This window comes from Halomonas kalidii, from assembly GCF_030010475.1.
In the GTDB taxonomy this organism is placed as follows: domain Bacteria; phylum Pseudomonadota; class Gammaproteobacteria; order Pseudomonadales; family Halomonadaceae; genus Halomonas; species Halomonas heilongjiangensis.
This window is the reverse complement of record NZ_JASCQN010000008.1, coordinates 88,701-108,386: the sequence shown is the minus strand read 5'-3', so window position 1 is coordinate 108,386 and position 19,686 is coordinate 88,701. Positions and strand designations below refer to the sequence as shown.

13 protein-coding genes are annotated in these 19,686 nt (G+C 69.9%); 3 read left to right on the top strand and 10 right to left on the bottom strand.

The genetic code is table 11. From position 1 onward, the window contains the following. The first annotated feature begins 12 nt into the window (after nt 1-12). A complete protein-coding gene (locus QLQ85_RS01025; RefSeq protein WP_282737322.1) occupies nt 13-231 on the top strand; it encodes a hypothetical protein in 219 nt (72 codons plus the stop codon). 337 nt (nt 232-568) lie between these two features. Here the strand turns inward: QLQ85_RS01025 and recD are convergent, their stop codons facing one another. From recD to recC, 3 genes are read right to left on the bottom strand one after another with little or no spacing between them, the layout of a single operon-like run. Then, nucleotides 569-2,950, bottom strand: coding sequence for an exodeoxyribonuclease V subunit alpha (recD, locus tag QLQ85_RS01020; RefSeq protein WP_282737321.1), 2,382 nt, complete (start codon nt 2,948-2,950; stop codon nt 569-571). Next, nucleotides 2,947-6,864: an exodeoxyribonuclease V subunit beta gene (gene recB / locus QLQ85_RS01015; protein ID WP_282737320.1), complete on the bottom strand. Its 3,918-nt coding sequence runs from the start codon at nt 6,862-6,864 to the stop codon at nt 2,947-2,949. The genes recD and recB overlap by 4 nt, the downstream gene beginning before the upstream one ends. Then, a complete protein-coding gene (gene recC / locus QLQ85_RS01010) occupies nt 6,861-10,487 on the bottom strand; it encodes an exodeoxyribonuclease V subunit gamma (RefSeq protein ID WP_282737319.1) in 3,627 nt (1,208 codons plus the stop codon). The genes recB and recC overlap by 4 nt, the downstream gene beginning before the upstream one ends. Before the next feature lie 148 nt (nt 10,488-10,635). Here recC and QLQ85_RS01005 point away from each other — a divergent pair, with 148 nt between their 5' ends. Both QLQ85_RS01005 and QLQ85_RS01000 read left to right on the top strand, forming a co-directional pair. Further along, nucleotides 10,636-11,250: a flavin reductase family protein gene (locus QLQ85_RS01005; RefSeq protein ID WP_282737318.1), complete on the top strand. Its 615-nt coding sequence runs from the start codon at nt 10,636-10,638 to the stop codon at nt 11,248-11,250. Between the two features lie 32 nt (nt 11,251-11,282). Next, nucleotides 11,283-12,284 (top strand): 5'-nucleotidase, encoded by a 1,002-nt coding sequence (locus QLQ85_RS01000; protein WP_282737317.1) that lies wholly within the window; start codon nt 11,283-11,285, stop codon nt 12,282-12,284. Nucleotides 12,285-12,290: 6 nt separating this feature from the next. Here QLQ85_RS01000 and QLQ85_RS00995 read toward each other — a convergent pair whose 3' ends face one another. The 7 genes from QLQ85_RS00995 to dctP form a co-directional block, all read right to left on the bottom strand. Continuing rightward, nucleotides 12,291-13,040: a haloacid dehalogenase type II gene (locus tag QLQ85_RS00995; protein WP_282737316.1), complete on the bottom strand. Its 750-nt coding sequence runs from the start codon at nt 13,038-13,040 to the stop codon at nt 12,291-12,293. Between the two features lie 98 nt (nt 13,041-13,138). Then, on the bottom strand, nt 13,139-13,732 hold the full coding sequence (locus tag QLQ85_RS00990) for a 2-hydroxychromene-2-carboxylate isomerase (protein ID WP_282737315.1): 594 nt from the start codon (nt 13,730-13,732) through the stop codon (nt 13,139-13,141). After that, complete coding sequence (locus QLQ85_RS00985) at nt 13,729-15,246, bottom strand: malonate--CoA ligase (RefSeq protein WP_282737314.1); 1,518 nt, start codon at nt 15,244-15,246, stop codon at nt 13,729-13,731. Before QLQ85_RS00985 ends, QLQ85_RS00990 begins: the two co-directional genes overlap by 4 nt. Further along, nucleotides 15,243-16,598, bottom strand: a complete 1,356-nt coding sequence (locus tag QLQ85_RS00980; RefSeq protein WP_282737313.1) for a malonyl-CoA decarboxylase — start codon at nt 16,596-16,598, stop codon at nt 15,243-15,245. The genes QLQ85_RS00985 and QLQ85_RS00980 overlap by 4 nt, the downstream gene beginning before the upstream one ends. Before the next feature lie 13 nt (nt 16,599-16,611). Further along, the gene (locus QLQ85_RS00975; RefSeq protein ID WP_282737312.1) at nt 16,612-17,946 is read right to left on the bottom strand and encodes a TRAP transporter large permease; all 1,335 of its coding nucleotides are present in this window, start codon (nt 17,944-17,946) and stop codon (nt 16,612-16,614) included. 2 nt (nt 17,947-17,948) lie between these two features. After that, the gene (locus QLQ85_RS00970) at nt 17,949-18,470 is read right to left on the bottom strand and encodes a TRAP transporter small permease subunit (protein ID WP_282737311.1); all 522 of its coding nucleotides are present in this window, start codon (nt 18,468-18,470) and stop codon (nt 17,949-17,951) included. A 66-nt stretch (nt 18,471-18,536) separates the two neighbouring features. Next, the gene (gene dctP, locus QLQ85_RS00965; protein ID WP_282737310.1) at nt 18,537-19,538 is read right to left on the bottom strand and encodes a TRAP transporter substrate-binding protein DctP; all 1,002 of its coding nucleotides are present in this window, start codon (nt 19,536-19,538) and stop codon (nt 18,537-18,539) included. Nucleotides 19,539-19,686 lie beyond the last annotated feature (148 nt).

The following is a 19,686-nucleotide window of genomic DNA, read 5'->3' as shown; positions in this document are numbered from 1 at the left end:
TAGGAGAAGTCCATGCAAGATATAAGACGTCTTGAGGTTGGCATGACCACAAAGATTGGCACGGATCAGGTGAAGGAGCCTGAGGTGGGCAGGGAATATGTCCGGGGGTTCGATTCCAATAGCTGGCTCCTGTTTACCGAAGACCCGGCTGAGGATCGACCAGTTGTTGTTCGCATTGATAGTATCGACGGCGATGTGTGCCACTGCACGGTCACAAGAAAGCTAAGTTGATAGCTGCTCTAACCTTTATTCCCGCTCTCGCCCTGGCTGACTACGGCAGCGTGCGGGTCGACGAAATGACGTCAGTCCTCGACGGCGATACATTCCGCGCTTAGATCAACGACTGGCTGCCCGTCATCGGCAAGGGGGCGGCGCTTAATCGCGGTGCGCTTCATGCTGGCGGTCCTGCAATACCGTTCAGTGTTTGCTGTGCTTAACAGGTCAATCAAGCAGAACGTCTTGCGCTGGCGCGCCAAGCGGCGACTTTTCCTGGCATTATATTAGCTATGGCAGGTCGTCCGCTTCTGGCTGAAAGCCGCCACGACCCTGCTATCGATGGCGGCTTGTCCTACAACCGCCCCAACCCACTCACCCGCATCACCTCCCTTGTGACTGCTTCATCGAGCATGCCGCGGCCGGTTTCTACCACGGTGAGCCAGTCGCGGGCACGGGTGATGCCGGTGTAGACCAGCTCCCGGGTGAGGATGGGGTTGGGGGCGTCGGGGAGCAGCAGGGCGGTGTGGGTGAATTCCGAGCCCTGGGACTTGTGCACCGTCATGGCGAAGACGGTCTCCACCGTCTGCAGGCGGCTGGGCAGCACCCACTTGATCTGGCCGCTGCCATCGCTGGCGGGGAAGGCGACGCGCAGCAGGGCTCGCCCTGGCGCCCGGGCGTCGGGCAGGGCGAGGGTGATGCCGATATCGCCGTTCATCAGCCCCAGGCCGTAGTCGTTGCGGGTGACCAGTACCGGGCGGCCCTCGAACCAGCCGCTCTCCAGTTCATGATCGGAGGCCGCGATCAGCCGGGCGCGGCGCAGTGCCTGGCCGATGCGCGGGTTCAAGCCCTCAATGCCCCAGGGGCCGCGGCGCAGGGCGCAGAGCAGCTGGAAGCGGCCGTGGGCCTCGAGTACGGCGCGGGCCCAGGCGTCGAAGGGGGCGCGCTCCTCGCTGCCGGCCTCGCCGAAGCTTGTCTCCGTGGGGCGCTGGTCGCGTAGCACTTCCAGGTAGTGGCGGTAGCCGGTGGGCGGCGCCAGCGGCTCGCCGCGAGGATCGTGGCGGCCCTGGCCGCTGTTCGGGAAGCCGGCCGGGGCGCCGTCCACCACCAGCTTGTCCAGCGCCGGGTCGTCGGCGTCGGCCAGACGCAGGCGGGCCAGGTCGGTGTAGGACTGCTCGAATACCTGGCGCACGGCGCGGCGTTTCTCCTTGGCTATATGGCCAGCATCCAGCGGCCGGTTGACCGCCTCGGCGAGTCGGCCGATGCCGCTGGCGGCGTCGAAGCGGTGGCTGACCCGCAGCATGGCAATGGCCTGGTCCAGCGGTTGGCCTGGGGTGCCATGATAGTCATCGCGGTACTGCTCGGGCAGCGGGGCGCCGGTCACCGCCTCCAGCCACTCGGCGGTCTGCCGGGTGTAGTGGCCGCCTTCGGCGCGCTGGCAGAGATCGCCGAGCACCGCGCCGGCCTCCACCGAGGCGAGCTGGTCCTTGTCGCCGAGCAGCACCAGCCGGGCGCGGGGCGGCAGGGCGGTGAGCACCGCCGCCATCATCTCGATATCCACCATCGAGGCCTCGTCGATCACCAGCACGTCCAGCGCCAGCGGGTTGCCGGCGTGGTGGCGGAAGTGGCGGGTATCCGGCCGCGAGCCGAGCAGGCGGTGCAGCGTCGTCACCTCGGTGGGAATGCTGTCGCGCAGGGTCGAGATATCCACACCCTGTTGGCCCACGGCGCTGGCCAGCTCCACCAGCGAGAGGCCCTTGACCTGCTTGGCGATGGAGTCGTTGAGGCGCGCGGCGGCCTTGCCGGTGGGCGCGGCCAGGCGGATGCGCAGGGCGTGGCGGTCTTCCCGGCCGAGCTGCAGGGCCTGGAGCAGGGCGAGCAGCTTGACCACGGTGGTGGTCTTGCCGGTGCCGGGGCCGCCGGTGATCACCGCGAAGGGCGAGCGGGCGGCCAGGGCGCAGGCGGCCTGTTGCCAGTCGAGTTCGGCGCCGGCCGGGAAGAGGGCGTCGAGGGCGGCGGCGAGGGTGGCGGTGTCGGTGGCGTTATCCGGGCGCCTGTCGGCGCCATCGCGCGGCAGAGCCGTGCTCCCGCAGGTGTCGTCGCTTGTGCTGGTGGCGTAATCGGGGCGCCTGTCGGCGCCATCGCGCGGCAGAGTCGAGTCGTCGAACCGCGTGCTCCTACAGGGGAGCCTTGCCGAGATGTGGTGGCGGATATCCTGCTCGTACTGCCAGTAGCGGCGCAGGTAGAGCCGGGGGCCTTGGTGTTGATGACCGGGCGCGGTGGCGCCGCGCACCAGCGGGGTGTGGCCGGGGGCGCCGTGGTCGCCGTCGGCGACCAGGCCGGGGTGAGCGAGGGCATGCTCCCATTCGCCGAGCGTCAGGCCGTCGAGCACCTGGCTGGGCAGCGGCGGCGGATCGCTCAAGTCGTCGCCCTCCGGCGGCAGCGACAGGGCCAGGTCCGGGGCGGCCAGGGTGGCGGCCAGGTCGAGGCACACATGGCCACGGCCGAGCTGGTGGCTGGCCAGCGCCGCGGCGAGCAGCAGCGGGGCGGACGCATCGGGCACCTCGCGCTGCAGGAACACCACCAGGGCGCGGTCCAGGGCGCGCAGCCAGCCGCGAGCGACCCAGCGCTCGAGCAGGGCCAGAAGCGCGGCGGTATCGCTCAGTGCCGGGTGGGGCCGATCCGGCCGAGACGGAGGCTCGGGAGCGTCGTCGAGGTCGTCGAACAGGTCTCTCATTGTGGCGCCTCCGCCCGGGAAGAGTGAGTGGTCGCTGCCGGGGCCTGGCCCTGGAAGAGGGCGTCCAGCGTCTCGATCAGCGCCCGCGGCGGGCGTTCGGCGTGGACGCCGCGGCCGTCGCCAGCCGTGGCGGAGCCGACCCCGCGCAGGAAGACGGTCAGCGAGCCGCCGATATGGCGGTCGTAGTCGTAGTCCGGCAGGCGCGCCTTGAGCAGCCGGTGCAGCGCCAGCAGGTAGAGCGTGGCCTGCAGGTCGTAGCGCTTGTCGAGCATGGCGTCACGCATGGCCGCCGGGGTGTAGGCGTCGTCGTTGGGCCCCAGGTGGTTGGATTTCCAGTCGAGCACGTAGTAGCGCCCCCGGTGTTCGAAGACCAGGTCGATGAAGCCCTTGAGCATGCCGTTGAGGGTGTCGGCGTCGAGCGCCGGTCGCGGGGCACCACCGAGTGTGTGAGCGCTTACCGGGGCGTCCAGGACGCGGGTGTCGACGCGGCTGGCGGCGAACCAGAACTCCATCTCCACCTGGTAGACGCCGAGCTCGCCGAGCCGCACCCGGCCCGCCTCGGGCAGCGGCAGCGGGGTCTCCAGCAGGGCGGCCAGCCAGCCATTCAGGGTGGCGAGCCAGGGCGTCCAGCCGCGCAGTTGGGTGCGCCGGGCGAGCATGTCCTCGCGCTGGGCGGCGTCGCGGCTGGCCCGGGCGAAGCCGTGCTGGCCGGCCCACTCCAGCAGCCCGTGCAGGAAGGTGCCCGGGCCGGGGCCACGGGGGAAGCGATGCAGGCTGGGCGTCAGCGGCTCGGCGGCGCTGTCGCGGGGCTCGTCGAGCACCTCGAAGGCGGTAGCCTCCAGCGAGGTGGTCGGCTCCGGCAGCGAAGGTGATGACGCGCCATCCCGGGGGCTCTCTGCCGCAGTGGGCGCCGTGGTCGGGGTGCTGTGGAGAGCGGCGCTGTGGAGTAGGTGAGTACTTACCGGGGCGGTGTCGGGCGTGGCCAGCGGCGTGGTGATCAGGCCGGAGGTGCGCAGCGCCGAGTAGCTGGCGATCCACCACTGCTCCCGGGCCGGGCGCCGCGGGCTCAGCGCCTCGCCCAGGCTGGCCTGCCGCTCGTCCGGGCGGAACAGCGTGGCGGTGGCGGGCGGCGCCGGTTCGATGGCGATGGCCGCCTGATCGCCCTTGAGCGCCTCCAGGGCAGGGGCAAAGGCGGCCGCGGCCGGCTCCAGCGGCGCGCCGTCGGCCAGCAGTTGGCCGATGGCGCTGCCCTCGCCGCCCTTGAGCGGCGCCATGCCCAGCCAGGTGGCGTGGCGGGCGCGGGTCAGCGCCACGTAGAGCTTGCGCAGGTCCTCGCCGAGGCGTTCGCGGTCGGCCAGCGCCAGGGTCGCCTCGTCGGCCTCGAGGCTGATGCGCAGCCGGCCCTCGGCGTCGTGCCAGCGCAGCGGCGAGTCGTCGGCCCGGGTGGCGCGGTGCCCGCAGATGAAGGGCAGGAACACCAGCGGGTACTCCAGGCCCTTGGACTTGTGGATGGTGATCACCTGCACCAGGTCGGCGTCGCTCTCCAGGCGCAGCTTGTGGGCGTCGCCCTGGTCGTCGGGGTCGGCGATGGACTCGGCGAGAAAGCGGATCAGGGCGTGTTCGCCGTCGAGCTCCTGGCTGGCGTGCTGCAGCAGCTCGCCTAGATGCAGCAGGTCGGTCAGATGGCGCTCGCCGTCGCTGGCCGGGCCGCCGCCCAGCAGCCGGCCGGGGACCTCGAAGTCGTTCATCAGCCGCCGCACCAGCGGCAGCACGCCCTGGCGCTGCCACAGCCGGTGGTAGTCGCGGAACTGCAGCACTCGGGCTTCCCAGGCCAGTTCGTCCTGGTTCAAGCGGTCGAGCTCGGCCAGGCCGAGCCCCAGGGTGGGGGTGGCCAGGGCCGCGCGCAGCCGGCGTTCGTGCTCACTAGAGGACGAGGGGGACTCGGCGCAGGCGCGCAACCAGGCGTCGAGCTCGAAGGCCATGGGTGAGGCGAACACCTTGTCCTTGTCCGAGAGGTAGACGCTCTTCACCCCGCGCCGGGCCAGCGCCTGGCGGATGGCGCGGGCCTCGCCCAGGCCGTTGACCAGCACCGCCATATCCGAGGGCGCCAGGGGCCTCATCGCGTCGCCGTCGTGGAAGCCCGCCGCGCCGCGGCGGCCACTCTCCAGCAGCGCGACCATCTGCGAGGCGCAGCGCTCGGCCATCTCGCCGTGGTAGGCGGTCTTGGACAGCGGTTCGTCGGCGTCGAGGCGCCACAGGGTCAGCGCCGGCTGGGGCTGGCCGTCGACGACCAGCGCGTCTTTCCTGCCTTTCGCCTTGACCGGCACGAAGGGCACCGGATTGCCGCCGTCCGCCTGCTTGAACAGGAAGGCGCCGGGCGGGTGCGCCTCGGCGTAGGCGAAGCAGCGGTTGACCGCGGCGACCATGGCCGCACTCGAGCGGTAGTTGGTGCCCAGGGTGACGTGGCGGCCGGCGGTGTCGCGGCGGGCCTGCAGGTAGGTGTGGATATCCGCGCCGCGGAAGGCGTAGATCGCCTGCTTGGGGTCGCCGATCAGGAAGACGCCTGTACTGTTGGGATCGCTGTGGGGATCGCTGTGGGAAGTGTCGCGGGCGTTGTCGGCCAGGCGGTAGACCCGGTCGAAGATGCGGTACTGCACCGGGTCGGTGTCCTGGAACTCGTCGACCAGCGCCACCGGGAACTGGCGGCGGATCTGGGCGGCCAGGGCCTCGCCACTGGGGCCAGCCAGTGCCCGATCGAGATGGGCCAGCAGGTCGTTGGGGCCCATCTCGGCGCGGCGCTGCTGCTCGCGCTCGAGGCGCGTGCGGCACCACTGCACGGCGTGGATCAGCAGGTCGGCCCGCGGGTCGGGCAGTGCCTCCAGGGCCGCGGGCAGCTCGGCCAGGGCTTCCCAGGCCGCCGGCAGGGGCGGTTCCCCGTCCTGCCAGATCTCGGCCAGGCCCTCGGGCGTCAAACGCTTCCAGGCGGCGGGAGTCAGTGCCGGGCGCGCCTCCTCGCCCTGGCTCCAGTCGCGCAGTGCGCCCAGCCAGTTGCTGCGGTTCCTGGCATTGAAGCTCTGGCCCTTGAAGGCCTTGCGCTTGGCGGCCTCCTCCAGCGCCGGTGCCAGCTCGTCGAGCCAGGCCGGCCAGGGCGCCTTGAGCTCGGCCAGGCGGGTGTCGCGTTCGGCCTGGGTGGTGGCCAGGGTCTCGGTCGGCGGTGGGGCGTCGGGCGGCAGGGCGTCGCATTCGGGCAGCAGGCGGCGTACCGCGCCGTGTAGCGAGGCGCGGGTGTTGGTCGGCGCCTCCCAGTACTGGGTGATCTCGGCCAGCGCCTCGGCGCCCAGCGGGTAGTAGAAGCTGCGCCAGTAGTCGCGCACCACCTCCTGCTCCAGTTCGCTCTGGTCGGTCTCCAGCTCCAGCGAGAACAGGCTGCCGCTGTCGAAGGCGTGCTCGCGCAGCATGCGGTAGCACCAGCTGTGGATGGTCGAGACCGCGGCTTCGTCCATCCACTCGGCGGCCAGCTGCAGGCGCCGGGCGCAGGCCGACCAGCCGGCCGGGTCGTACTGGTCGCGCAGGGCGACCAGCAGCGGGTCGGCCTTGGGGTCAGACCCCTCAGTGGACTTTGGGGTCTGACCCCAATGTTGACTTTGGAAGACCTCGGCGGCTTCGACCAGTCGGGCGCGAATCCGCTCGCGCAGCTCCTGGGTGGCGGCGTTGGTGAAGGTCACCACCAGGATCTCCGGCGGGGTGAGGGGGCGCGAGAAGGCCGCGTCGTCCTGCTCGTTCCGCGCGCCTAGCACCAGGCGCACGTAGAGCAGGGCGATGGTGAAGGTCTTGCCGGTGCCGGCGCTGGCCTCGATCAGGCGGCTGCCATGGAGCGGAAACGTCAGCGGATCGAGCTCAGTGACTTCACTCATTTATCATCTCCCTTCACCGCGAGTAAGAGCGGGGCCAGCAGCCGTTCGGTGAGATTCGCAAAGTCCAGCCTGTCGCCCGGCGCGCCGGCCATCAGGGCGGCGAAGTCGGGCCAGCGGTGGGCCAGATAGGGGTTGCGATCCACCTCGCCGGCGGTGAAGTCGTCGCCCTGGTAGGCCTTGCGGGCGGCGTGCCAGGCGTCGCTGCCGGGGCCGTTGTCCTCGGCAGCGCTGGCCTGCTTGTCGACCTTGCCCAGCCAGGCGAAGGCCGCCTCGCAGGCCAGCGGCAGCGGCGCCTGCATGCCGGCCTGCCAGGTGGCGATCAGCTCGCGCAGCCGGCGCCGCGCGGTCTCGGGCTCCAGCGGCGGCAGGGAGACGTGGCCCGCCTTGGAGAGCAGCCGGGTGGTCATCGGTCGCTCGAGGTTGCCGGCCAGGTGCGCCACCCAGGGCCGCACCAGCTGGGCCCAGCGGTACTGGCCGCGGCCCCGCCCCTGGCTGATCAGGCTGCTGCTGGAGAGCAGCAGCCGGCAGCGCTCGCCCGCCTCATCGAGGCGCAGGGCGTCGAGCCAGTCCTCCAGCGGCGGGGCGTCGGCGGCGTCGGCGTCGAACAGCGCCAGGCGCACCGGCTCGGGGTCCTCCACGGCATGGGGCCATTGCTCGAGGGTCTCTCGGTAGGCCTCGAACAGCGCCTCCATGGGCTCGGCGAGCTGCTCGCGCATGCGGCTGCCGAAGGCGCCCATGGCCAGCACGCCCTGGCCTTCCAGGCGTTCGAGGGTGGCGTGCAGGGCCTCCACGCGGGGCTCCCCGGCGTCGATGGCGCGGCGCTGGGCCTGGATCAGGATGTCCTGCAGCTGCCAGTGGGTCAGGCCGTCGAGGGTGAAGGGCTCATGGTCGAGGCTGGTGACGTCCTCGCGCTCGAGGAACACCCGGAGCCGGGTGGTGAAGAAGGCCTTGGCCGGGTCGCGCAGGAAATTCCCGAGCTGGGCCAGGGTCAGCGGCGTCTCCTGCCTGAAGGCCCCGAGTTCGGTTTCCGGTGTGGCCGGCGTCGGCTCGCCGTGGATGTCGTGCCACTCATGGGCATAGGTGAAGAGCCGCTTGTCGGCGACGCTGCGCGCGTCGCGCTCCTGGGGGGCGGGGAAATAGGTGCGGCTGAACGGCTGCAGCGGGTGCTCGGTGGTCAGGGCGGCGAGCAGGCCGTCACCCGAAGCCCCGCCGCCCGCGGCGCGCCAGCCGGCGGCCAGGTGGTCGCGCAGCTGGCCGACCAGCACCGAGGGCGGCTTCTCGGCGTTGTCGACGATGCTGCGGCCGACCCAACTGATATACAGCTGCTCGCGGGCCGAGAGCAGCGCCTCGAGGAACAGGTAGCGGTCGTCCTCCCGGCGCGAGCGGTCGCCGGGGCGGTAGTCGCCGTTCATCAGGTCGAAGTCCAGCGGCGGGTGGTGGCGCGGGTAGTCGCCGTCGTTCATGCCCAGCAGGCAGACGCGCTTGAAGGGGATGGCGCGCATCGGCATCAGGGTGGCGAAGTTGACCGCGCCGGCCAGGAAGCGCTGGGAGAGGCTGTGCTCGTCGATCTGGCCCAGCCAGTGCTCGCGGACGATGGTCAGCGGCAGCTCGCGCGCAAGCCCGGCCTCGCGTGTGCTCTCCTGGAAGTCCTGCAGGGCCTGTTCGAGGCGCGCCAGCATCAGGCTGTCGCTGGCTTCCTCGGCCATGAAGCAGGCCTCGAGCAGCTCGCGCAGGCGGGTCACCCAGCCGTCGGCGTCGGTGGGCCGGCGCAGCCGCTGCCACTGGGTCTCCAGGGTCTCCAGCAACTGGGCCAGGGGCCCGGCCAGGGCCGCCTCCAGGCCGCCGATGTCGTCGAAGGGCTCGATGCCCTGCCAGGCGCCGGCGGCGCTGCCCACGGTGTAGCCGAGCAGCAGGCGGCGCAGGCCGAAGGCCCAGGTGTTCTGCTCCAGGCCGTCGGGCAGGTCGAGGCTGCCGCGCTGGCGGCCGTGCAGGCCCCAGCGGATGCCGGCGCCCTCGATCCAGCGCGCCAGTGTCGGCAGGTCCTCCTCCTTGAGCCCGAAGCGGGCGCGCAGCGCCGGCACCTCGAGCAGGTCGAGCAGGTCGCTGACCGAGAAGCGCAGCTCCGGCAGGCGCAGCAGCTTCTCCAGGGCGATCAGCAGCGGCAGGCGGTGGCGGCTGGCCTGGTCGGAGAGGGTGTAGGGAATGTATCTAGGGTCGTCGGGAGGGACTTGACCGAACACGGCCTGGATATGCGGGGCGTAGTGGTCGATGTCCGGGACCATGACGATGATGTCCCGCGGGCGCAGCGTCGGGTCGGCGCTGAAGGCGGCGAGCAGCTGGTCGTGGAGGATCTCCACCTCGCGCTGGGGGCCGTGGGCGACGTGGAAGACCACGGAGTCGTCGCGCGTCACGTCTACCGCCGGCCAGGTCTCGCGGGTCTCGGCCAGCGGGCGCAGCTCGCGGATATCGTCCTGCAGTTGCTGCAGCAGGCGGCCGTCGCCCTCACGCACGCAGGGCTCGAACAGGTCGATGCGCAGCGCCTCGCGCGCGAACAGCCCTTCGTACTGCTGGCTGTCGTCGTGTTCGTCGAGCAGGCGCAGGTAGTCGCGGCCCTGCTTGCCCCAGGCGGCGAGCAGCGGCTGGGCGTGCAGGTGCAGGGCGGAGTCGCCGTCGCCATCGCCGAGCACGTCGAGGCGCTCGGGCATGCCGGCCTTGCGCTGCTGGCGCCGTCTCTCCGCGCGCAGGAGGTCCTTGTGCTCGATGATATCGGCCCAGTAGTGCTGGCAGGGGTTGTGCACGCACAGCACCACCTGGCTGACCCGGGCGATGGCGGCCAGGGCCTCGAGCGCCTGGCGGGGCAGCGAGGAGATGCCGAACACCAGCACCCGGCGCGGCAGGCCGGGGGGGCGGTCGTTGGGCGCGAGACGCTCGGCGGCGTCGAGGAAGCGCCGGTGGACCCGGGCGCGGCTCGAGTCGATGCCGGCCTGGCCGTGGGCCGCGGCGACGTCGTCGCACAGCGCTCGCCACAGCTCGGGCTGCCAGCGCTGGGTGGCCTCCAGCTCGCGGCGCTGGCCGCGGGCGTCGATCCGCACGTCATCGCCGGCGGCCCAGGCCTCGAGCCAGTCGGCGCGGTAGACCTGGTACTGGTCGAACAGGTCGGCCAGGCGCTCGGCGAGCTGATGGTGCTTGCGCAGGTCGTCGTCGCCGGCCAGGAAGCGCGCCAGGGGGGCGAAGTCGTCGCGCGCGAGCAGGCCGGGCAGCAGGCGCAGCAGGCGCCACACCAGGCGCGACTTGTCGAACGGCGAGGTGGCCGGCACCGCATCAGTGTCGCTCTCGGTATACTCGAGCACCGCGCGATAGGCCTGCCACAGGAAGCGCGCCGGCAGGGTCACGTCGAGCGCGGCGGCGATGCCGGCGCCGCCGTTGGCCGGGTCCTCGGCCAGGGCCAGCTTGAGCCACTGGCCGATGCCGTTGCTCTGCACCAGGATCGTCTCGTTCTCGAGCGGCTCGAGCGGGTGGCGGCACATCCACTCCACCGCCAGGCCGCGCAGGGCCTCCAGGCGGTTGCCGTGGATCACCATAAAGCCGGGCGGGAGCGTGGCGGCGTTAGTGGCCAGGGGCATGGCGGGTCCTTCGCATGGTCCGTCTGGATGCCATGGTGCCATAAATGCAGCTTTGCAGTTTTGCAGTTATACGGTCTTGCGGGTTTATGGGCTTGGCGTCGCGGTGGGGTACGATGAGGTCCTCCCACGATCGCCACAAAGGCTGAACATGAGCGACTACCTGCTGGACGAGCATGGACTGAACCCGGGCAAGATCTACCGCTTGTTCACGGGCAGCATCTGCCCCCGGCCGATCGCCTGGGTCTCGACCCTGGACGGCCGGGGCAACGCCAACCTGGCGCCGTTCTCCTTCTTCAATGTGGTCAGTGTGGCGCCGCCGGTGCTGGGCTTCTCACCGCTGCTCAACGGCGAGGGACGTCCCAAGGACACGATCCTCAACCTGGGCGCCGTGCCCGAGTGTGTGGTGCATATCGGCGGGGAGGGGCTGATCGGGGCGCTCAACGCCACCAGTGCCAGCGTGGCCCACGGCGAGGACGAGTTCGCCCTGGCGGGGCTGGAGAAGGCGGCGATGCCGGGCGTCTCGGTGCCGCGGGTGGCCGAGGCGCCGGTGGCCTTCGGCTGCCGGTTGCGCGAGATCATCCGCTTCGGCGATCAGCCGCTGGCCGGCAACCTGGTGCTCGCCGAGGTGGTGTCGATCCATATCGACGATGCGATCTGGAACGGCCGCCATGTCGATATCGCGGGGCTGCATCCCGTGGGGCGGATGGCGGGCAGCGACTATGCCAGGACCACCGACCGCTTCGAACTGGAGCGGCCGGCCTGAAGGTATTTCACTTCCCGATAACAAGGATGACCATGCCCTACGATCTCAGTGAACGCCTGGTCATTGGACTGGCGTCCAGCGCCCTCTTCGACCTGGCGGAATCCGACCGGGTGTTTCGCGAGCAGGGGGAGGCGGCTTATCGCATCTACCAGTGCGATAATGAGGACGTGCCGCTTGGCACCGGCGTGGCCTTCCCGTTCATCAAGCGCCTGCTGTCGTTGAACGAGCTGAGCCCGGACAATCCTCCGATCGAGGTGATGCTGCTCTCCCGCAACGATCCGGAAACCGGGCTGCGTGTGATGAAGTCGATCGAGCACCATGGGCTGGACATCACGCGGGCGGTCTTCCTGCAGGGGCGCTACCCCCACCGCTTCATCCCGGCGTTGAACATCAGCCTCTTCCTGTCGGCCAATCGCCAGGATGTCGACCAGGCGATCCTGGCGGGTCACCCGGCGGGGCAGGTGCTGTCGTCGGGCGATCTCGACCTGACCGACGAAGAGGAGCTGCGCATCGCCTTCGACTTCGACGGCGTGCTGGTCACCGACGAGTCCGAAACCATCTACCAGCAGCAGGGGATCGTGGCGTTTCGCGAATACGAACGGGCCAACGCCCGGGTGCCATCCGAGTCGGGCCTGCTGGCCCCGCTCCTGCGCAAGCAGGCCCACATCCAGATGCTGGAGAAGCAGCGCGAGGAGCAGACGCAGGGTGGCTATCGTCCCAAGGTCCGGGTGTCCATCGTCACCGCCCGCAACGCGCCGGCCCATGAGCGGGTCATCCACACCATGCGCAGCTGGGGGGTGACCGTCAACGAGGCCTATTTCCTCGGCGGCATCGCCAAGGAGCACGTCCTCGGCATCATCAAGCCGCACATCTTCTTCGACGACCAGGCCTCCCACCTGTCGGCGACCAGCGATATCCTGCCGTCGGTGCATGTGCCGTTCGGGCAACTCAATCAGCAACGCGGCGCCGGCGTGCTCCCACCGGGCCAGGCAGGGCCGCCAGACGATCGCCAGTCAGATAGTCGTCGGGGATGACGAGCCTCATGGGTGGGTCCCTTCGGGAAGGCCGAGCTGGTCGGCCAGGTCATGGAAGTCGTCGGCCACCAGGTCGAAGCAGGGGGCGACGCTGAGGTCGGGCGTGGCGTCGGGGCCATGCTCCAGGGGACGCTTGACGAAGGCGGTGCGGAACCCCTCGCGGTGTGCGGCCTGGAGGTCGTCCTGGTGGGCGGCGACCAGCATGATCCGCTCGGGCGGCTGGTCGAGCAGGCGGGCCGCCATCCGGTAGACCTCGGGGTCGCGCTTGTAGTGGCCGGCAAGCTCCGCCGAGAGCACGCAGTCCCAGGGCAGGCCGGCGCGCTTGGCCATGTTCACCAGTAGCGAGATATTGCCGTTGGAGAGCGTGGCCAGCACGTAGCGCGCCCGCAGTCGGGTCAGGCCGGCCACGCTGTCCGGCCAGGGATCCAGGCGGTGCCAGGCGCGGTTGAACGTCTCTCGCTCGGCCTCGTCGAGGGCGTCGGCGATGCCGAACGCGTCCAGCAGGCGGTCGAGGGTCATGCGGTGCAGGTCATCGAGGCGCGTCCAGGGCAGCTCGCCGTGGCGCACCCTATCCATGGCGGGGGCATAGCCGCCGCGCCAGGCGTCGGCGAAGGCCGCCCAGTCCACCGCCAGGCCCAGGCGGGCGCCCAGCGCCTCGCCCTCGCGGATGACGCTGCGGCGCCAGTCCACCACGGTACCGAAGACATCGAAGGTCAGGGCCCTGACATCGGCCAGGGCGGCAGGCAGTTGCGGCATCACGCGCTCTCCAGGGGAACCGGCCTCGATGGTGGCCACCGGCCGGGCGCTTGCGCAAGGCGGGATCGTCGTCCGTTCGCGCCCCGCGTCGGTCAGCCTCAGCGGGCCAGGGCGGCCTCGACCAGCTCCAGGCGGTCCTGCCCCCAAAAGGGTTCGCCGTCGACGACGTACCAGGGCGCGCCGAAGCAGCCATCGGCCAGCGCGGCCTGGCAGGCCGCGTCGAGGCGCTGCTGGCCGGCGCCGCTCTCTGCTTCCTCGAGCAGGGCCCGGCCCTCCAGGCCGCAGGCATCGGCTATCGCCACCAGGGTGGCGGCATCGGCGATGTCGCGTTCCTCGGCCCAGCAGGCGCGCATCAGCGCCAGCGAGAGCTCGGCGATATCGTGCCCCCGGGCCTTGGCGGTGAGCGCCAGGCGTGCCGCCGGGCGGTCGTCGGTGGGGAAGTGCTTGGGCTCCACGTTGAGCGGTATCCCCAGACGCTGCGGCCAGCGCTTCAGTTCCACCAGGCGGTAGGCCTGGCGCTCCGGGGCGCGCTTGGCCAGCGGTAGGCCCCCGGTCCTGGGGAAGATCGCGCCGAGCGTTAGCGGCACGTAGTCGACGCTGGCGCCGTGGCGCGCGGCGATCTCGCCCAGGCGGGCGTGCCCCAGATAGCTCCAGGGCGAGACGTGGGTGTAGTAGTAGGTGATGGTCGTCATCGATAGGTGTCCTCGAACTGTTGGCGCAGCTGGTTCTTCTGCACCTTGCCCATGGTGTTGCGTGGCAGGCTGTCGACGAAGAAGACCCGCTTGGGCTGCTTGTACTTCGCCAGCCGGCCCTGCAGGTGGTCGAGCACCTGCACCTCGTCCAGGCTCGCCCCCGGTTCGGGTACCACCACGGCGGTGACCCCCTCGCCGAAGTCCGGGTGAGGCAGGCCGATCACCGCGGACTCGTGGACGCCCTCGAGCTCGTCGATCACCTGCTCGACTTCCTTGGGGTAGACGTTGTAGCCCCCGGAGATCACCAGGTCCTTGTCGCGACCCACAATATGTACATAGTCGCGCTCGTCGACCATCGCCAGGTCGCCGGTGACGAAGAAGCCGTCCTCGAGGAGCTCCTCGCGGGTCTTCTCGGGCATGCGCCAGTAGCCGGCGAAGACGTTGGGCCCGCGGATCTCGAGCATGCCGATCTCGCCCTTCGGTACCGGCTCGTGGGTGTCGCGGTCGGTGATGCGGTACTCCACGCCGGGCAGCGGCATGCCCACGGTGCCGGCGCGGCGCTCGCCGTCGTAGGGGTTGGAGAGGTTCATGTTGGTCTCGGTCATGCCGTAGCGCTCGAGGATGGCGTGGCCGGTCTTCGCCTCGAAGGCCTGGTGCGTCTCGGCGGTCAGCGGCGCCGAGCCGGAGACGAACAGCCGCATGTTGGCGGTCGCCTCCGGGGTCAGGCGGTCGTCGGCCACCAGCCGGGTGTAGAAGGTCGGTACGCCCATCATCACCGTGCCGCGGGGCAGCTCCTCGAAGATCACGTCGGCGTCGAACTTCGGCAGGAACAGCATGCTGGAGCCGGCCATCAGGGTGACGTTGCAGGCCACGAAGAGGCCGTGGGTGTGGAAGATCGGCAGGGCGTGGATCAGCCGGTCCTTCTCGCTGAAGTGCCAGGCCTCGGCCAGGGTGGCGGCGTTGGAGCCCAGGTTGCGGTGGGTGAGCATGGCGCCCTTGGAGCGCCCGGTGGTGCCCGAGGTGTAGAGGATCGCCGCCAGGTCGTGCTCGCCGCGCGCGACGATGTCGTCGCGGGGCGTGGCCTTCCCGGCCGCCTCCATCAGGCTGCCGTCGGCCGCCGTGCCCAGGGTGGCGACCTGCGGGCAGCCGGCGTCGGCGGCGACGGTGTGGGCCTCCCCGGCGTTGGCCGGGCGGCAGACAAACAGCGACGGCTCGGCATCGGCGAGGAAGTAACGGATCTCCTCCCCGGTGTAGCCGGTGTTGAGCGGCAGGTAGACCCCGCCCACGCGCAGGGTGGCGAGGTAGAGCAGGATCGCTTCGGGGCTCTTGTCGACCTGCACCGCCACCCGGTCGCCCGGCGTCACGCCCAGCGCGGTGAGGGCCCCGGCCAGGCGCGCGGTGGCGGCCAGCGCCTCGGCGTGGCTGTAGCCGCGGCCCTGGCGGGTGGTGATGAAGTCGGCGTCGCCGCGCTCTTGCATGCGCCGGGCGAAGGTGGCGAAGAGGTTGTGGTTCATTTGGTCGTCTCTCCCTTGGCCAGTTTCCTGGCCTTGCGGACGAGGTCCTTGACCTCGCTCGAGCGGGCCACGGTGGCATTGGCGGTGTAGTTCTCGTGGTTGCGTTCGATGTCGTCGAGCACGTAGAGGTAGTTGACCATCAGGCCGGCGGCCTGCCTGAGGCCCTTGGCCGAGATGTCGCCCAGCCAGTTGATGCGGTGCAGTTCGGCGCCGTTGCCCAGGTGGAAGCGGGCCACCGCGTTGAGCGGCAGCCCACGGGCGTTCTTCTCCTCGACCAGGTAGCGGGCGGCCAGCGGCTTGACCACTGCCTTGAGGCGCTCGGCCCGCTCGGCATCGCGGTGCCACTCCGGCGTCTCCAGCTCGGCCAGCGTCTCGCGCACCGCCTCGGGCAGGCTGTTGTCGTCGCGCCGCTCGGCCAGCCACTGGGCGAAGCCGGGCACCGGCGAGAGCGTCACGAAGTGCTTGAGTTGCGGGAGCTCCTGCTTGAGTTCCTGGACCACCTGCTTGATCAGGAAGTTGCCGAAGGAGATGCCGCGCAGGCCGGTCTGGCAGTTGCTGATGCCGAAGAAGGCGGCGGTATCCGCCGACTCGGGATCGTCGATCTCGTGGTGGTCGCCCTCGAGGATCGGCTGGATCTGCTCCGGCAGCCCCCGGTGCAGGGCCACCTCGACGAAGATCAGCGGATCGTCGCCGATCGCCGGGTGGAAGAAGGCGAAGCAGCGGCGATCGCGGGCATCCAGTCGACGGCGCAGGTCGTTCCAGTCCTGGATCTCGTGCACCGCCTCGTAGCGGATGATCTTCTCCAGGATCGAGGCCGGGGTATTCCAGTCGATACGCTTGAGCACCAGGAAGCCACGGTTGAACCAGGAGCCGAACAGGTGGGCGAAATCGGCATCGATGGCGCCCAGGTGAGGCCGGTCGCGCAGCCACCCCAGCAGATCCTCGCGCATGCGGACCAGCTCGTAGGTGCCGTCGCTGGCCAGGTTGAGGCGCCGGAACAGCTCCTGACGTCGCGGCTCGCAGGCCTCGAACAGCGCCTGCAGGCTGGCGTTGTCCCGGGCCTCGCGATAGGCCTCGTAGGCCGCGTCGATGGCCGACGGCTCGGCGGCGAACTCCGTCGCCAGGCCCTCGAAGAAGCGCTGCTTCTCCGTCTCGTCCAGCCGGCGGTACATGGCCAGCGCCCGGCTGGCGAGGGCGATGCTCGAGGCCTCGCCGTCGCTCGCCAGCAGGGCATGGCAGCCCTGGAGCAGCCGGGTGTGGTCCGGTGCGACCACCTCGCCCTGGCGACGCCGCAGCAGGGCGTCGCGCTGGGTGATGCTGTTGAACAGCTCCTGCAGGAAGGTCATGTTCATGATCGGCACTCCTTCAGCCCATGATCAGGTCGGGCAGCCACAGGGCGATACCCGGGAAGAGGCACAGCAGCAGGATCCCGAGCACCATGCACAGCGCATAGGGCAGGCTGCCCATCAGCACGTCGCGCAGCGAGATGTCCGGCGCGATGCTGTTGATGATGAACAGGTTGAGGCCCACCGGTGGCGTGATCAGGCCGATCTCCAGGTTGATGGTCAGGATCACCGCGAACCAGTAGGGATCGAAGTTGGCGGCGAGGATGATCGGCAGCAGGATCGGTGCCGTCATCACGATCACCGCCACCGGCGGCAGGAAGAAGCCGGCGACCAGCAGGAAGACGTTGATGATCCCCATCAGCACCCAGCGGTTGACCTCCAGGTCGGCGATGGCACCGGCCACCGTCTGGGTGATGAACAGCGATGACAGCGCGTAGGCGAACACCTCGGCGGCGGCGATGATCAGCATGATCATCACGCTCTCGCGCAGCGAATCGCGCATGATCAGCTTGATGGGCTTCACCTGCCACATGCGGTAGATGATGATGGCCAGCGCCAGGCACAGGAAGGCGCCGACGCCGGCGGCTTCCGAGGGCGTGGCCACGCCGCCGTACAGGGCGAAGAGGATACCGAGCACCACGGCCAGGAAGGGCAGCACCCTGATCAGGGCCTTGAGGTTGGCGTCGACGTTCTGGCGCACCGTCTGCTTGAGCTTCTCGGTGTTGATGGCCATGGGATTGTTGTAGCCGCCGGCCAGCTTGCAGGCGATCAGCGTCCAGACCATGAACAGCCCGGCGAGCATGAAGCCCGGCATCACGCCGGCGATGAACAGCCGGCCGATCGAGGTCTCGGTGGAGATGCCGTAGATGATCATGGTCACCGAGGGCGGGATCAGGATGCCCAGGGTGCCGCCCGCGGCGATGCAGCCGGCGGCCACGCCGTCGGGATAGCCGCGGCTGCGCATCTCGGGGATGCCCATCTTGCCGATGGCCGCGCAGGTGGCCGGCGACGAGCCGGAGAGGGCGGAGAAGACGGTGCAGGCGCCGATGTTGGAGATCGCCAGGCCACCGGGCAGCCTGCCCAGCCACAGGTCCAGCGAGCGGTAGAGGTCGCGCCCGGTGGGCGAGGAGGCCACGGCGGCACCCATCAGGATGAACATGGGAATGGCGACGAAGCCGAACTCGGCGATGCGGTCGAAGAAGGTTTCGCCGAAATAGATCAGCTCCGCGATGCCACGGTCGGCGACCAGGGCGATCAGCGAGATGCCGCCCAGCGCGAAGGCGATGGGGGTGCCGATGGCCATCAGCACGATCAGGCCGATGGCGACGAGGATGCCGGCGGTAACGGGATCCATATTCAGCCCTCCTGGCGCAGGATTTCGGCGACGTACTGCAGCGTCAGTTGAGTGGCGCCCACGGCCATGGGCAGCACGGCCGGCCACAGCGGGGGGTTCCAGACGGTGCCGGTGGTCCAGCCCCCGTGCCAGGCCTCGGCCACGTAGACCCAGGCGGCGTAGGCCAGGCAGGCGCAGAACGCCAGGCCGGCCAGCGAGGCGACCAGGTTCATGATGCGCTTGGGAGTGCCGCCGAGCTTGTCGGGTAGCACGGTGACGGCCACGTGACCGCCGGTCAGCAGCACGTAGGGACTGCCCAGCAGCATCGCGGCGGTCACCGAGAAGACCGTGAACTCGGTCTGCCAGCTGGTGCTTTGACCCAGGAGGTAGCGCACGAACACCATCTGACAGATCGCCACGACGCCGGCGACAAACAGCACCGCGGCGAGGTAGGCCATCCATCGCGAGATGCGGTCCATCAGGCGGATATAGCCGCTCTGTGGTCCGCCACGGGAGATGGCCGCGGGAGGGGGCGAGTGGGACATGGGACTCTCCGGAAAGGCAGGGTGGCCGCCCCGCCGGGGCGGCCGGTCGTCAGGGGGATGCCGGGATCACTCCACCGCGAGGGCGGCGTCGATGATCGCCTGGCCGTTCTCCACTCTCTCGGCGAAGTTCTTGTAGGAGGTCTCCTTGGCGATGTCGAGCCACGCCTTGTAGTCCTCCTCGGACATGCTGACCACCTCGACGCCTTCTTCCTCGAAGACCTCGACCATCTTGTCGTCGAGCCCGGCGGCCTCGTCGGCGAAGAAGGCCTCGGCCTCCTCGGCGGCCTCGGTCAGCGCCTGCTGCTGCTCCTCGTTGAGCTTCTCCCAGCTCTGCTTGGAGATCAGGATCGGCTCGTACATGAACCACAGGGCGTAGTCGCCGGGTTCGGTGAGGCAGTCCACTTGTTCGAAGAGGCGATACGAGACGAAGGACATCGAGGAGGTGTTGGCGGCGTCCAGCACGCCGGTCTGCATGGCGGTGTAGATCTCCGAGGAGGGCATGGAGGCGATGGAGGCGCCGGCGGCCTCCAGCATCTCCTCGAAGGCGGGGCCGGCGGCGCGGAAGTTCTGGCCTTCGACGGTGTCCGGCGAGGTGATGCAGCGCTCGCTGGAGGCGAAGCCGCCGGCCAGCCAGGCGTCGGCCAGTACCCGGGCGCCGCCCTCGTCGATCACGGCCTTGATCATCTCCATGTACTCGGAGTCGTTGAGGCGCTGGGCGTGCTCGTGGTTGCGCACCAGGCCCGGCATCAGGGTGGCGGAGAACTCCGGATGGCGGCCGCTGGCGTAGTCCAGGGGCAGGGCGGTGATGTCGAGGCGGCCGCGGACCAGGGCCCCCCACTGCTCGTCGGCCTTGAACAGCGACTGGCCGGGGTGGACCTCGATCTCCAGGCCGACGTCGGCCTCGGCGACCCGCTCGGCGAGCATCTGCACCATCTCGTCGCGCACGTCTCCCTTACCGCCGGGGAACTGGTGGGAGGCGCGCAGCACGGTCTGGGCCGAGGCGACACTGCCGAAGGCAAGGGCAGCCAGCGCCGTGGTGGCGATGACCGGAGTGAGTGAGCGTTTCATGGCATCTCCAGTAACATTGTTGTTGTGAGTTGATATGTCCATCAGCGTTGCTGATGTATACTTCAATAGTCCCTTGACTATACTAGTGTCAATTCTGGAGAGTTAGACAAAGGTGGCAGGTGCGTCGGTGCGGATGGCCGGCGGGCGC